This is a genomic window from Priestia sp. D51 (assembly GCF_053345675.1).
The window spans coordinates 64,451-79,535 of the sequence record NZ_JBLTIR010000009.1; the positions used below are offsets into that span (position 1 = coordinate 64,451).

The following is a 15,085-nucleotide window of genomic DNA, read 5'->3' on the forward strand; positions in this document are numbered from 1 at the left end:
AACAGCGAGGTTTTTTCATTTTTTCACAGAAGGCTGAGGGCTAATGCGCGGTATTAAAACCACAAATAATACAACAACCCCCACACCAATCAATAATAAATAAAACCATTGTAGATCTGATGACTTTTCAGAAGCCGTTTGTTCTGTCCGATCTTTCTTGTAGGAAGTGTTTTTAGAAGAAAACAAGTTATATTCTTTTGCTTTCGCAGAAATCGTATTATCTTCAGCTGATGCGTTCGCAAAAAGACTTTCTTTTAAACTCTCTTTCTCTGCATCTTCCTCTTTTTCAAATGTAAGATCCTTTATTTCCTCCGGAATATTTCCTACTTCTTTTTTATTTTCTAGCAAAGATTCGGGGTCTAAGTTAATGGGATCATCTTTATATACATTTGGTTTAATCTCTTCAACGTTTCCATCATCATCTTCAGCCGCTGCTGCTATAGGGAAACAAAAAAGTGAAAAAATAAGAACAACACTTCCAATCTTCTTACTAAGCACTATAGGTTTCATCATTTTCAACCTCTTTAGTCGTCTTTAAAGCACGAATAATAGATGGCAGAACACTTAAAACGGCAGTCATTCCCAGTAATACAATAAGCGCCTGTCCAAACAGAGACTGCGTATCATATTGAATGGACATGTACACTTTAGATACTGGATCTTCGTAATTAAAGTTTGGCATAGATAAGTTAAGAAGTGGGGTAATATAAAATAAAATCAACCCTACTGTCGTCACCCATCCAGCGAAGCTTCCTAATAAGAAAGCAATACGCACAAGTGTAGATGAAGCAAGCAATAAGACGATCGTAAAGATTGACCATTCCATTGCCCGGTCTCCCGATAACGAATAAATATTAAGGCTAAAGATACTTACCATTAACCCTACAATCAAATTCAATAATCCAAAGAGCGTACCTTTTACAAGCATCGGTGCATGTCGGTAGTATTGACTGAAATAGCCAATTAGTAGGCTGCTGATTAAGATAATAACCAAAATGACAACCGGTGGAACCTCTTTTACTTTTTCAGCCGGCACTTCACCGCTTACTTGAAGAGGATTTGCTAAATAATGATAAACGTAATCGTTATTCTGTCCATCTACTAATGTATTATTTAACAAGCGGTATACCTGGCCTCGCACCAACTTCGTTGAATCCACGTTTTGGGCCCACTTGCTGTTAAGCGTGTCAGCCTTATCCTGAACTTCATTTACACGCTTCTGCAATTCATCTGTGTACGTGACAACATTAGCTTGTCTTTCACCTAAAGATGAAATGAGTTCGTTCATTCCCTTCAACTCTTGACCCATGCTTTGCTGCAGCGTCATTAAGCCTGTTACGTCCGGAGCTTCTTTCTTTTCTAATGCTTGATCTTCACCTGCGCTAGATTGAAGCTCTTGATTCATTGCATTTGCTTTTTCTTGAATAGCTGATAGCTCTTCCATAATCGATGCTTGTTCAGCATCAACTGTTTGTCCATATTGATCAGCAAAATCTTGCACTGAACTTTGGAACTGTGCTAACTCTTCTTTTGTTAGAGACAGGTTTTGTTGAATTTGCTTACGCGCGTCTTGAGAAGAAACGGTTCCAGCTAACGCCTGCTGCAAACTTCCTTTAATAGAGTCATTGTTAAGGACGCTGTTCTGTATGTCTGTATTTCCTACTTGAGCTAAAGTCAAATCATACTGCGATAAATCACCGTAGTACTTTAACAGATCTTCGGCACTGCTGCTTTTAATCTTACCTAAGAATGTATTGCTCAGCTTTTCCTTTCGAGAAGCTGAAAGGTTTGGAGAAGATAAGATTTTATCTTCTTTGTTTTTAATCATCGTAATGAGACCATCAACATCCGCACTGCCTTTAGAAGGTTTTTTGCCGTCTTCTTTCAACTTTTCATTCTCTTTTTTTAATCGTTCATTTTCTTCTTGAAGCTTAGCAATTTGACTGCTCGACGACTTGGTTGCTTCTTCTAAGTCTTTCTCTGCTTTGTTTTTCTGTGCTGTCAAAGACTTAACGTCTGCTTCCAAACTGGCAATTTTCTGCTTCAGCGCATCCGTATTTTCTCCTGAAGTTTCAGGCTGAACGGTTACATTTTGCAGCTCATCTTTGACTGCCTGTACCTGTGTTTTTAGATTAGCCACTTTTTCAAGCGCACTTTTCACAGCATCGGATGTGCCTGATGTATCAGGTGTATCCGGTGTATCTGGTGTTTCAGGCGTTCCAGGCGTTTCCGTGCCCTCAGGTGCTTCAGGCGCTTCGGGTGTTTCACTCGTCATGCCTTGAAGCTGCTGTTCTAAATCATCAAGCCCTTTTGATATATCATCAAGCTTTGCTGTTTGCTGAGATAAATCCACTTGAATTGGTTCTGACGTTCCTTCGCCTTGACCGGAATCTGGCTGAGTTCCATCATCTTCTCCAGGATCCGTCGGCGTCTCTCCACCTTGATTAGGATCTGGCTGAGTTCCGTCACCTTCTCCAGGGTCCGTTGGCGTCTCTCCGTCTTGATTAGGATCTGGCTGAGTTCCATCACTTTCCCCTGGATCCGTTGAGCCCCCGCCGCCATCATTTGATGAAGCTGTCTCTAGCTGCGCACGAAGCGGCTTTAGCTTGCTTTCAATTTGATTTAGGGTTGTTTGCTCAGACTGCTGTTTGTATGAACTGATGATTTGGCCGTTCAAATCTTGCAGAGCTTTTTCTTGTTCACTGACGTTATCTGCTTGTTGATCTCCAAGTTCTCCAACGGCTTTTTGATTTTCATCCAGCTGCTGTTGAATGGAAGATAAGCCAATAAACACTTGATTGGCCTGCTCATTAAAATTTTGCTTAGAGCTTGGCTGATTAGATTCAAGGGAAGACAACCCTTGTTGAATCGCAGCGACGCTTTGAGCCTGCGTTTTTTCAAGCATTTGTTTCTGTGTTTCTTGATATGTTTGATATTGATTTACATATTCAATGAAGCTGTTTAAATTCTTTTCAACCTGTTCTACGTCGCCTTGTCTGTCGCTAGAACCTTTTTCTGCTTTATTTACATTATCTTGGATTTGCTGAAGAATTTTCTTTTGATCATTTAATTCACCTGCTAAATCTTTTGAATTCGGTTTATAAAAAGCGACCATTGTTTTTTGAAAGGCGATTTCTTTATTTAGAATTTTATCGAACTGTCCGCGTACCTTATCCACTTCCTGTGATACATAACTCCAGTACAAAGAGGACATTTCATTATTAACCTTTGTAGTAGCATCTTCTAATTCCCCTACTACTTTTTCCTTATTAACTGCGTTAAGCTGACTTTGAACTTTGTATTCCAAAGTAGCTTTTTCTGGCTTTTTTTCCTGATACGATAAAATATTTTGTGAGAAAGTCGAGGGAATATAAATAACCGCATCATATTTCCCATTCTGTAAACCGCTTGTAGCTGCGCTTCGTCCAAGCACGGTCCATTGATAATCCGACCCCTCCTGTAAAAGAGGAGTCACTTTTTCTCCAAATTCTATCGCTTTTTCATTGTTTTCTTTTACTCCATTATCTTCGTTAACAACCGCAATCGTTCTTGTTGAGTTTTCTGTGACTTGTAGCGGGTTGTCTCCAATATACTGGAAAAAGAAAGAAGGAAGAGCCAAAATTAAAACAACAGCTAATATGACTTTAAGTGTATACTTACGCTGTTCGGTCATGTTAAGATCTTCCTTTCACTTACACATAGCGGGATTTGAATTCTTGTTTCTTTTCCACTTTTAATATAATAACCGAAGCCAGGGTTAACGTCGGCTTCTTTTCGGTCATAAGGAAGTGTAAATAAGCTTTGCTCTGTTTTCTTCATCAACAACACAGCTTGGCCAATTTGCTTCACTTCTGTTGTTAACGCGTCAAATCCTTTTGAAAACTCATTGTTGTTCCCTGCAACAATCAAGTTAAAGCCCAGGTGGCTATAATTTTTCATCAATTTTGTAATACGATCCTGCAAGACACTGTCTAAGTTTTGCTGGAATCGTACAAATCCGTCTACTACAAGCATGATCGGGGCAAATGAAAGGCCGTGTACGGTTCCTTCCTGCACTGCTTCCAAATACTTATTTTCACGTCGCTGCAATCGTTCTTCGGTTAGGTCAAGCCAGTCGACGATCTGTTCTTTTGTTTCCATGTAAACAACTTGCTCTTCAGCTGCATAGCTTGATAAACCACGGTCAACCGAATCAAATAGTCCGATTTGCTTCACGCCTTGTTCAAGCGCTGTTTGCAGTATGACTTTCACTACATTGGTCTTTCCTTTTTGCGTCTGTCCCATGACGATACAATGCTTATTTTTCGTAAAGTTCATATGCACCGGTCGAACAAACTCTTCATCTAACCCAAGAGGAATAACTCCTTTTTCGCGAATAACTCTTCTGTCCGTCATAAATTCGGCAAGTACAAGTTTCGATGACAGCATTGGCACCGGCTCCGGAAGAATAGCATCAGCGTATTGATTCTTTAATCGTTGAATGTGCAGCTTAACTGCATCAAAAATTTCAAAATCATCTTTTCCTTCCGCAGGTAAAAACAGCTGTGCAAAATAAGGTTGATCCGTTTTGATAATAGCCCGGCCTGGAATAGACTCTAGCGCATACGGCGTACGCCCTAAAATAGAATACGCTTCTGAATGATCCATTAAGTAATGAACCACCTTCGTTTTCAAGTTATTCATAAGTGACTGACGAATAGAATTCACGCGCGTTGCGGTAAAGATCATATAAATTCCTAAAGACTGGCCGTCACGCACAAGCTGCGTGAACTGCATTTCTAGATCTTGCATTTCTTCTTTGACAAGATCAAAATTATCAATCGTGATAAAAATTAGAGGAAGCTCTTCTGAACTTAAAGCATTATACATTTTGATATTGCTAACTTCCTGCTGTTGAAATAACTGCTTTCGCCTTGCGATTTCTTGTTTGATAATCGTCATGAATTTTTCAATTTTACGCATTTGATCCATTAAGAAATAATCCGCCGTATGAGGCAGCTGACGAAGCGGCAGCAGCGTACCGTTCCCAAAGTCAAAAATGTAATAATGAAGCTGCTCTGGGCTCTGTCTTTCAGCTAGACTAAGAAGCAACATCATGACTGTAAACGATTTACCGTATCCTGACGAACCAAATATACCAATGTTTCCATCGTCCATTAGCTGATAGTTATATACCGTTTGACTTTGCTTTTCAGGTTCATCAATTAAGCCAATTGGGAATACGCCGTCTCGCTTCTCTTTGTACTCACTGCGAAGCAATCTCTCTTTAAGAGGCGGCAGCCATGGACTATTTAATTTTTTGATACCTAATTCCTGCTGCGTTTGTTCGATTTTTTGCACCACAACATCAATTTCTGCTTCCGCTTGTTTGGATGACGTCTGCTGAGTAGATACATCAGATAAAGGAATCAACCCGAGATCTGTGACAATGGCTACTTCATCTTCAGCCCCATACGTATCTTCCATGTACGGCGCGCCGCTCCAGGCTGACTGAAACAGTTCATACACTTCATTATTTCCAACCTGCAGATAGCCTCGACCCGTCACCGTAATAGAAGCAGCGTCTGCATTTTTTAAGATTTCTTTACTATCAGCGGCATCTTGGACTTTTAACGCTACTTTAAAGCGCGCATTACTCCAAATTTGATCGTCAATAACACCGCCTGGCTTTTGTGTTGCTAAAATTAAATGAACGCCTAGACTACGTCCAATTCGCGCCGCGCTGACTAATTCGCGAATGAACTCTGGTTCTTCACTTTTTAACTCAGCAAATTCATCCGAGATTAAGAATAAGTGAGGCAGAGGTTCTTCTGCCATACCTTGCTTATATAAATCTGTATAATCATTAATATGATTGACTTCATATCTATCAAACAAGCGTTGGCGTCGCTTTAATTCACTTTTAATAGAAGCTAAGGCTCTTGTACTAAAATTCTTACTTCCTTCAATATTTGTAATGGTTCCAAGCAGGTGAGGCATGTTTTTAAACGGCTGAGCCATTCCTCCGCCCTTATAGTCAATCAATAAAAATGCGACTTCATGGGGGTGGAAATTCACCGCTAGAGAAAGAATGTACGTTTGTAAAAATTCACTTTTCCCTGACCCCGTCGTACCTGCAAGTAATCCATGAGGGCCGTGAGCTTTTTCATGAAGATTTAGTTCAACAATATCCTCTTTTCCTTTTAAACCAATTGGAACCGCTAGCGACTTAGCTGATTCATTGGTGTGCCACCTTTGCACGATATCCAGCTCACCAATTTCTCTTGCTTTAAATAATTCTAAGAATGAAACGCTATTTGGAATTGAGTTGGTCATGCCAACTTGGTGATCCAATGTCCGCAGCATCCTTGCAAATCTTTCATTATAATCAAGCGTGTGTTTATCAAGCTGAAATGGAATATTCACAGCTTTTTGCTTTTGAATTAATATATCCCCCTCGGATTCGTTAATATAACGAACGAGTGTGTGAACATGCTCCGTTAAGCTTTCTTTCGTCTCTGCCGCAAATATCGTAGAGAACCCCAGATGAGGGTGATACCCTTCTAAATACTCTAAGATAACGTGATCTGCAATTAGCTGCTGATTCGTAATAATAAAAACAAAGTGAGGCAAGAAAACCCCTTCTCCTTTTGCTTCATCTAAGTCGCGTTCTCTCAGCATTTCGTAAATAGAAGATAAAAGCTGATCTCTCGTTTGTTCATTATAAATGAAGCCTTTCGCAAAAGAATGAGGCAGCTGAAAATGAGGGAGCCATTTCATCCATTCCCACTCTTTATATTCTTCTTCATCAAAAATGAATACGAATCTCACATCATGATAACTGTGGGAGAATGCCAGCTGTCCTACAAGCTGATGCAGTTCATTCTTCACCGTCTTCATCTTTCCTACCAGACCGATAGAGCCTAAACCTAAGTGAGCGGTAACAGGCGCATTTTTGACTTCTCGATAGACTTTTTCCATGTGCTGAGACTGCTCAAGCAAATCATCAATTTCTCGATTAGCCATATCTCCGCTATTTAAAGAAATTTGGTAGCTTCCAGGAACTGTTCCTTTTCCAAGACGCACCTGTAAGAAATCACTGCTTTCCACAGTTCGTTCCCAAATTCGATCGGAAATCTGTTCTGTTAAATATTTCATTCGTTCAAACGTTGGAAAATGATAAGATAATACATCTTGTTGAACTGATGCTAGTTCTTGTAATTCCTCGCGCTTGTTCTCTAAGTACTTTGTATAAATTCGACGACGACGCTCTTGGCGCTTCTTGCGCTGTTTTTTATCTTTGAAATATTGAACGGTAGATACAATCAGCGTGGTCGTAAACATCATGACAGATATAATAATAAAAATTCCCCTGGGCTGAATAATCGATACCGTACCCATGACTAAAAGCATGACTAATGGGGGTAAAATGGTAAGCCATAAGCTTCGGTTATTTTCATCATTGTCTTGAGACGGAAAGGACAAGCTCACCTTATCATTAGGCAAATCATATATCATGCGCGGTGTCCGTCTATAAACCGGGTACTTCTTTTTCATTTCAGAAATAGGTTGCGCCGTAGCCGGAAGCTTAGATGCATAATCATAGTAGCTTTGAATCTTCAGCAAATCTTTTTCGATTAATTGAATCGTCATAGAAGACCATAAAATAAGATCTCCGGGCTGAAGGTTCCTATTCTCTTCTATTCGGTGTCCATTAAGATAAAGCCGTTCTTGGTTATAAAAGACCTTCCACTTCCCGTTTATCTTTGATAAGTAAAATCCTTCTTTTGGCTCTACTACATACTTTTCTTTCTGCTGATACACATCAGCTGCTTCATCACTTGTGGAAAACGAGACTTCTGATCCGTAATCAATATAATAGACAGCTTCTTTAACAGCCGTCTCTGTAAGGGCAAAGGTTAAAGCCTGTCCTTGTTCTCGCCATACAAACGACTCAGAAACAGATAGCTCTGCTATCCTTTCTTCTCCATAGGAAATCAAGAGCCGGCCGTTCTTTTCAGATGACAGCGTCATTTGCCCTTTCTCAAACGGATAGGAAAAAGTAAACGTTTGATGCTGAGTGTTTCCAACCGTTGCTTGGCGAAAGGTTTTAAAATCTATAGGCAGCTGCTGATACGTTTGCCCACTAACTATCCAAAGCATATTCATACAACTACCTCCCTACTTCGATTGATCTTCCTGCTGTTTTTTCTGCTCTTCTTGTTTCTTTTTCTCGGCTTCTGCAGCTTTCTGTTCTTCTTCCTGCTGCTTGGCCGCCTGTGCTTCCTCAGCCTGTTTCTCTTCTTGCTGCTTGGCTGCTTCCGCTTCTTGCTGATCATTTTCTTTCTTGAATTCTTCCAGTTCATTCGCTACTTTATCAAGCTCTTCTTGCTTTTTATCAGCCGCTAAATCGTTGTCTGTCTTTAGCTGACCTTCGTATTTCATTAATGCATAGATAATTAACGAACGTTCTTCTAACAACCGGCTCACTTCTAAAGCTTTTTTGTTGTCTCCTCGGCCAATGTAAAACCAATAGGCAAAGTACTGAGGATCTGACTGAAGCGTAATAGTCTTTAAAGCATTTGCCTTTTGCTCCTCTCCCAACTTTTCATTAACAAGATAGGAGGTTGCTATTTCGTATTGCACAATTTTAGGCATACTTTCAATATCGTAATCTTCAAGTGTGTCGACTACTTTGCTGTAGTTTTTTTCAAGAAAGTATTCGTTGCTTTCTACAAATGCTTCTTGTTTCGGCTGAGCAAAAAAATAAGAATAAAAAGTATAAATAAGAGCTGGAATTAATAAGACAAGTATACCGACAGATGAAAACTTAAAAATGGTCCAGCGTTTTTGAGGAAGTTGAACAAGTGTCTTTTGATGTTTTTCAATTTGGGTTAGCTTATGCTGAACAAATTGACTCAACTCTTCCTCATTGCTGATATGCATTATTTTTTTAGCGTCTTCTTTTAATTGCAAGGTCTCGTATAACTTAAAATACTGTTCAAATGTATGCGATGAGTCAACGGCCGCCGCTATCGTAGCCTTTAACTCCTGAAAGCTTTGTTCCTCGTTAGGCTCATAAGGAGGTAAACTTTCTTTCACTCCATAATGTAAAAAAGCAGGACTTAAACTTTTATCAAAAATGATATTTTCTGGACAAATCAACAAATGCAGCCTTGAAAAAGAATGCTGCTTTACCTTTTTGATAAGCTGATCTGCAAACAGCCACTTTTGCTGTTCTTCTTTTCCCCTTAATGCTGTAAAAGGTTGAAATTCAGAGGTAGGCTTAATTGTTATTTTAAGTTCATCATCGCTCATCATGATTTCTTTTTGAAAAGCCGTGTTTACATCCTTTAACATTTCAATTTCAACAGAACGATCAAGTCGAATTTTTTCTTTTTGAAAAACAAATGTATATTCATTATTATGACGTGTCATTACAGCTTCGAGCTGCTCTTCTAAGTAAGTCGGTTTCTTCTCTGACATTCTAATAGACTCCTTTAGAGAATTTCGATACAATCACCTGTGGTAATTCCGCAGTTAATCATCGTCTCATTTCCCGAGAAAATAAGATTTTTATTTGAAACACGTATCCACGCACCGTCCTTTGGTGATTGAGTAATCTTTTTAGCTTGCCAAACGATCTCGACTACTTTTTTGATTGAATGATAGTTTGATAGTCGCAAATCGAACCGATCACCTGTATAGTGCTTTAAGTCTACTGTTACTTCTATATACATAGGGTTTCATCACCTCAAAACATAGAAAAAGCGCCTTCATCTTTTGAGAATGGGGCGCTCCTTTTATTACTTCACTTAGATTATTAGATGAAGTTAACCGCGGATTTGGCTAGCGATTTGGTTATCTGTATCTTCAAGAACATTTGCAGAGTCGTCTAATTGCTTAGCAATTTTTGTAAGTAGGTTAGACATTTCAACGAAAGAAGGTTTTAATTCTTCGTATTGAGCAGCAAACGCTTCGCTTGAAGCACCTTCCCACATATCTTGAAGTTGATTTTTCATTGTATCAAGACGGCTTACTAGTTCTTGAACTTGACCGCTTTCGTTAGTATAGCGACCTGACATGTCGCGAAGCTCTGCTGGTGTTACGCGAATAATTCCTGACATACATATCTCTCCTTCGGTTTATATATTTACTATTATTGTAAGAAACTCTAGTGATAAGGTCAAAGGTTACTTGCAAAAGCCTCCAAAAATGAGAATATGTATCTACAAATACCCCTAAAAAATGCAAATAAAACCTTAAAAACCAAGATTTTGTTCTCATTTAAACCTTTTCCATCTAATCTATAGGTACCTATTTAAAGGAAAATAAAAACTATAAGACTATTAAATTACATTTCTATTTATTATCTATAGAACTATTTACTAGTAATAAAAAAGCAGCAGCCTGTTTAAGGCCCTGCCTATATATATATCCTATTTATTTAAGACTCAGACATGCTTGAAAAAAGGACATGTGCTTGTTATCGCCTTGGCTACTGCTTAAAATAATTTTGATCTTCTTTTAACATTCTTATTTCTTCCGGGATGAATAATTTTGAGAGAGGCGTGTCAGGATTAAGTAATATGGCTATTTCTTCATTTAATACAGGCAGCATATCCTTAAATGATACACATACGGTCTTTTCATCTTTTAGCATCTGTTCAATCGGATATTTTGACGAAAAAACAGGTAAATATCGATACGCTGCACTTTTCATCGTCTGAACGTAGTGCTCTGCAATTAATATATCTGATGCTACATGTTCTGAGCTAACAACTAGCCATAAATTGCTATTCATTAAAGTTTTATAAAATTGAGCAATTTTTTTATTATCTTTCATTGCTTCAATTAACGATTTTTCTAATAAGTTAAATGTATACTTCATTGCTGAGACAATCCTGTAAGGAACTGTACCATTTCACTTCCAGCGCCATCATATACTTCATTCATTCTCTCTTCACTTCCTCTGTGCTGTCACTAAACATAATGTTTGAAGGATTCATCTCCTGACTTAAAATGCCCAATCCCATTTGAATAACCCCATAAGTAAAAAATTCCGTTCGACTGCATGTAGAACCATTCACTACTTTTTCTTCCCAAGACATAGAAAGCGAACTCCACATAACATTAAGAGTACCTAGAGGTTTTTCAATCGTTCTATGCATATTGTCATACGTGTTCCATTCTTTTAAGTTCTTTATGTCATTCCACGTATCTTGCGAATGGGCGCTCCCATCGCTCCATACGCTCGACCAAAACTCCGTCCAGCCTGAAGAGCCTTCTAGCTCTCCATCTGCTTTTCTCATTTGCTCCGCAGTGTCTTTTACTAATAAATGTGCATTTTCCGTTAGCGAATCAAGTTTGCGAATCATATGCTGTAACTCTTCCTGCAAGTCCAGCACTTTATCAATATCTGCAACAGACAAGAAATGTAGATTTGTAGCTTCCCAGCTTAGTTTTTGAAGTGCATCAGCCGTCTGTGAATGAGACTGTTGAATTCGCTCTGCAAATGTCTGCAGCACCTCTGGATTTACTTTTATCTCCATGTATGTCCGTCCCCCTATCTCTTGTAAGCCTTCAGTCATCATCCAAACATTTTTTAAGCCTATACGGAAAGACTCACTTTCTAAAAGAGTGAGTCGATAATGTTATTTATTACGCCGATGCTAGCTCTCTTAATCGTGAAATTTCTAAGCGTAAAGTTTGAAACAATTCATCCCTTACGTCGTACAGATGAAAAGTGGATTGCGTAATATCATTATAAATATCCTCATATGAGCTCTTAGAACGCCCTGACCAATCTGACGCATATTGTTGGTGCGAATTTTGAAACAGATAGATACCTTCTTCAAGAAATTCCATGATATGTTGAACTTCATGTAAATATGATTCTAATTGATCTGCATCTCGACTATATTCTTTGCTTTTTCTTCTTCGCTCTATGTCGTCAAAGAGATCATCAATTGCATCCATAAAATGTCCCCACGTCCTTCTTCCTCTTTTATTAGAAGTCTCTTAAAGTAATGTTAAAATAAGGTTACAAAAAACAAAATCCATCATTCAAACTATTTTCATACCTAGGAAAAAATATCTACATTTCTCTTTTTTTACTTATTTATACAGGGGAAATAGAGAAAATAAACAACGCCAGGCTGCTGTAATAAAGCAGTAGACGTTGCTTTTTAGGTTGTGACACTGCTGTTATAAAAAGGAAGAATACCTAGTTTACATCCGACCTTTTTGTTTCTTTTTCTTGTTAAATGGCTTTTTTGAAGGTTTTTTAGCTGTACGGGACTGCTCTTTTGTACCTTCATCGACGATTTCGCCCATATAAAGCTCTTTTTTCGCTAATGAAAGTTGAAGTTCACGTGCGATTTGTTTTAAATTTCGCTCTTCTCGTTCAGTGACAAGAGAAATGACTGTACCTTCTGCTCCCGATCTGCCTGTTCTACCTGAGCGATGTACGTATTGATCTGCATCTTGAGGAACATCGATATGAATTACATGCGTCAATCCCTTAATGTCTAATCCTCTAGCTGCGACATCCGTTGCTAATAAGACAGGGAAATCTCCTTTTCGAAACCCTTTAATCGTCGTAGCACGATCTTCTTTTTTCGTTTCACTGTGTAAAGAGCCTGCTTCTACACGCTTAAATGTTAATTTTTCTTCAAACTCGATCAGAGTATCAATCCCTTTAAAAAAGGCTAAAGCTTTCATTTGTTCTTGACGAACTAGTTTTCTAAGCACGTCCACTTTATCTCTAGCTTCACTTTTGATGTATACATGCTCTACCTTCGAAGCTGGGAGTTCATCTCTTCCTACCTCTATTTCAAGAGGCTGGTTCATCATGTCTTTCGCTAGCGATTTGGTACGTTCTGATACAGTAGCTGAGAAGACTAGGATTTGACGATCACTTAACGCCATTTTTACAATCTGTTGAACCGTTTGAACATGCTCAGGTACAAACAATTGATCCGCTTCATCAATCACAATTGTTTTGACTTCGTGCATTTTTAATTTCTTCATTTTAATTAATTCGTTCAAACGTCCTGGGGTACCAACAATGATATTAGGGCGCTTTTTGAGTTTTTCTAATTGCCGTTTCATATTTGCTCCGCCAATAAACGCAGCGCTTGAAATACCGCTTCCCTGCGACCAAGTTTGAATTTCACCATGAATTTGCATAACTAATTCATGGGAAGATGCTAAAATAACCGCTTGAACATGAGATGGTCCCGGCTGAATGCGATGTAAGACAGGCAACAAATATGCCAGTGTCTTTCCTGTTCCCGTTGGGGATTCTCCTATTACATCTTTATTAGCTAAAATCTCTGAAATAGCTTTCGTTTGAATGGCAGTAGGCTCATTGAACCCTGCTTTTTTCCACGCCTCTTGTAAAAAAGGCTGTAAAGTCTCTATAAACTGACTCATATCTATCTCCTTTTCCATGCTTTTCTCGATATTATAAACGATTTTTTTATTTCAATTAAACGAATGTATCAGTGGCCATGTGCGTTAATACTGACCTTAATTTCTATTTATAAATAAACCTTCCTTATCCCAAGGGACCCTGTCAATCCGTCAGTAGAAAAGTCGATTGTTGCCTTAACTTTTCTACATCGATATACATAGCTTCAACTATGATACACTATTGCTTCTATAGAAAACAATATGATCCTCTTTATTATGGACGAAAACTTGTATAAGAAGGAGGTTTTATGTCCTATATGGATCCGAATGCAAAAGGCTCAGCTGCTTACTTCCTCTTTTTCAAGAAAACAACCGCCTCTCTGAACTACGAAAGGCGGCTGTTTCGTTCTGTAATTGGCATATCAATAGTAACCGTTGTCCCTTTTCCTTTACCGCTTTTAAAATGCATGGTACCTTGATGACGCTCCATGATTTTGTAACACACGGCCAGCCCTAAGCCCGTTCCAGCTTCTTTTGTAGAATAAAACGGCGTCCCTACTTGTTCAATCCTCTCTTGACTCATTCCGATTCCATTGTCTTCGAAGTGAATCAATGCTCGTGTATCTTTTTCTTCAACTGTTATTGTAATATGGCCTTTCTCAATAATAGCTTCTACACCGTTTTTGATCACATTGATGAACACTTGTTTCAACTGATTTGCATCAGCCGAAACATAAATAGGCCTTTTTGCTGTTTCTTTCAATAAAATAGAAACATTATTTAAATTGGCCTGCGCTTCCATTAGCGTAATAACTTGTTTTAAAATCTCGCATAAATTGGTCTTTTCAAAAGATACATGCTGCTTTTTTCCAAGAATGAGCATTTCACTGGAGATTAAGTTGATGCGGTCGATTTCAGACATCATGATATCTAAATATGTGTCATTTGTTTCCTTAGAGGCTTGCATAACCTGTACAAAACCTTTTAAAGAAGTAAGGGGGTTTCTAATTTCATGTGCTACGGCACCTGCCATTTGTCCAATAACCGACATTTTTTCCGAGGTTATCATAAGCTCTTCATCTTGACGGTATGTAGTAATATCGCGTGCAATCATAAATACACCTACTACCTGCTTATGAACAATAATGGGAAGCAAAGAACACCTAAGCAACCGTCTTTCTCGCTTTCTATTGATCACATTCATTTCGAACTTAGCACCTTTTCCATTCAGCACTTCTTTAAAATACTCTTTACACATATCAAACTCTTCAGCTGCGATAAGAGCTGAAGGTTTCATCTTTTGCAGTTCTTCACTGGAGTATCCAACGATTGCTTCACCTTCCGGGTTAGCAAGAAGTACTTCACCCGTTTTACTTATTTCAAAAACACCATCAGGATTATGTTTGAACAAAGATTGATAGTGCTGATTGCTCGTTTGAAGTTCGTGTTCTTTCACTACGAGCTCTTGCTGGGACTCCACTAGTTTATAAGCTCTCCTATATACCAACCCATACAAAATAATGCCCGTAGCTAAAATAAAAAACCAACCTTTGTATTGTTGAAAAAAAATATATACTTCAAAACGACCTTGCGCTAATGTTCTAGATATATTATCAGATATCAAGATCCATACAGCGCCAATAATGATATATATAATTGAAATTCTTAAAGCTACTTTACGCGCGTGTTT

General features: G+C 38.5%; 11 protein-coding genes. All 11 read right to left on the reverse strand.

The window, feature by feature from the left end; translation table 11 throughout:
- Window positions 1-15: 15 nt before the first annotated feature.
- Window positions 16-513: a type VII secretion protein EssA gene (essA, locus tag ACNHOZ_RS24665; RefSeq protein WP_048021596.1), complete on the reverse strand. Its 498-nt coding sequence runs from the start codon at window positions 511-513 to the stop codon at window positions 16-18.
- Complete coding sequence (esaA, locus tag ACNHOZ_RS24670; protein WP_447697335.1) at window positions 491-3,673, reverse strand: type VII secretion protein EsaA; 3,183 nt, start codon at window positions 3,671-3,673, stop codon at window positions 491-493. The genes essA and esaA overlap by 23 nt, the downstream gene beginning before the upstream one ends.
- On the reverse strand, window positions 3,670-8,148 hold the full coding sequence (gene essC / locus ACNHOZ_RS24675; RefSeq protein ID WP_048021599.1) for a type VII secretion protein EssC: 4,479 nt from the start codon (window positions 8,146-8,148) through the stop codon (window positions 3,670-3,672). Before essC ends, esaA begins: the two co-directional genes overlap by 4 nt.
- A 12-nt stretch (window positions 8,149-8,160) precedes the next feature.
- Window positions 8,161-9,465 carry a type VII secretion protein EssB gene (gene essB, locus ACNHOZ_RS24680; protein WP_048021601.1) on the reverse strand — a complete coding sequence of 435 codons (1,305 nt, stop codon included), beginning with the start codon at window positions 9,463-9,465 and terminating at the stop codon, window positions 8,161-8,163.
- A gap of 14 nt (window positions 9,466-9,479) precedes the next feature.
- A complete protein-coding gene (locus ACNHOZ_RS24685) occupies window positions 9,480-9,719 on the reverse strand; it encodes an EsaB/YukD family protein (protein ID WP_025752817.1) in 240 nt (79 codons plus the stop codon).
- Window positions 9,720-9,812: 93 nt separating this feature from the next.
- Window positions 9,813-10,106 (reverse strand): WXG100 family type VII secretion target, encoded by a 294-nt coding sequence (locus ACNHOZ_RS24690; protein ID WP_028412473.1) that lies wholly within the window; start codon window positions 10,104-10,106, stop codon window positions 9,813-9,815.
- A 371-nt stretch (window positions 10,107-10,477) separates the two neighbouring features.
- Entirely contained in the window at window positions 10,478-10,870 is a 393-nt protein-coding gene (locus tag ACNHOZ_RS24695; RefSeq protein ID WP_033580724.1) for an SseB family protein, read from the reverse strand.
- Between the two features lie 61 nt (window positions 10,871-10,931).
- Window positions 10,932-11,531, reverse strand: a complete 600-nt coding sequence (locus tag ACNHOZ_RS24700; RefSeq protein ID WP_048021603.1) for a WXG100 family type VII secretion target — start codon at window positions 11,529-11,531, stop codon at window positions 10,932-10,934.
- Window positions 11,532-11,640: 109 nt separating this feature from the next.
- Complete coding sequence (locus ACNHOZ_RS24705; protein ID WP_048021605.1) at window positions 11,641-11,958, reverse strand: hypothetical protein; 318 nt, start codon at window positions 11,956-11,958, stop codon at window positions 11,641-11,643.
- A gap of 252 nt (window positions 11,959-12,210) precedes the next feature.
- Window positions 12,211-13,416 carry a DEAD/DEAH box helicase gene (locus tag ACNHOZ_RS24710; RefSeq protein WP_028412476.1) on the reverse strand — a complete coding sequence of 402 codons (1,206 nt, stop codon included), beginning with the start codon at window positions 13,414-13,416 and terminating at the stop codon, window positions 12,211-12,213.
- A gap of 364 nt (window positions 13,417-13,780) precedes the next feature.
- Window positions 13,781-14,875, reverse strand: a complete 1,095-nt coding sequence (locus ACNHOZ_RS24715; protein WP_224980631.1) for an ATP-binding protein — start codon at window positions 14,873-14,875, stop codon at window positions 13,781-13,783.
- Window positions 14,876-15,085 lie beyond the last annotated feature (210 nt).

Bases quoted from the DNA above. Each gene is read 5' to 3' on its own strand.
- essA (WP_048021596.1), bottom strand. From the start codon at position 513: ATGATGAAACCTATAGTGCTTAGTAAGAAGATTGGAAGTGTTGTTCTT.
- esaA (WP_447697335.1), bottom strand. From the start codon at position 3,673: ATGACCGAACAGCGTAAGTATACACTTAAAGTCATATTAGCTGTTGTT.
- essC (WP_048021599.1), bottom strand. From the start codon at position 8,148: ATGAATATGCTTTGGATAGTTAGTGGGCAAACGTATCAGCAGCTGCCT.
- essB (WP_048021601.1), bottom strand. From the start codon at position 9,465: ATGTCAGAGAAGAAACCGACTTACTTAGAAGAGCAGCTCGAAGCTGTA.
- ACNHOZ_RS24685 (WP_025752817.1), bottom strand. From the start codon at position 9,719: ATGTATATAGAAGTAACAGTAGACTTAAAGCACTATACAGGTGATCGG.
- ACNHOZ_RS24690 (WP_028412473.1), bottom strand. From the start codon at position 10,106: ATGTCAGGAATTATTCGCGTAACACCAGCAGAGCTTCGCGACATGTCA.
- ACNHOZ_RS24695 (WP_033580724.1), bottom strand. From the start codon at position 10,870: ATGAAGTATACATTTAACTTATTAGAAAAATCGTTAATTGAAGCAATG.
- ACNHOZ_RS24700 (WP_048021603.1), bottom strand. From the start codon at position 11,531: ATGGAGATAAAAGTAAATCCAGAGGTGCTGCAGACATTTGCAGAGCGA.
- ACNHOZ_RS24705 (WP_048021605.1), bottom strand. From the start codon at position 11,958: ATGGATGCAATTGATGATCTCTTTGACGACATAGAGCGAAGAAGAAAA.
- ACNHOZ_RS24710 (WP_028412476.1), bottom strand. From the start codon at position 13,416: ATGAGTCAGTTTATAGAGACTTTACAGCCTTTTTTACAAGAGGCGTGG.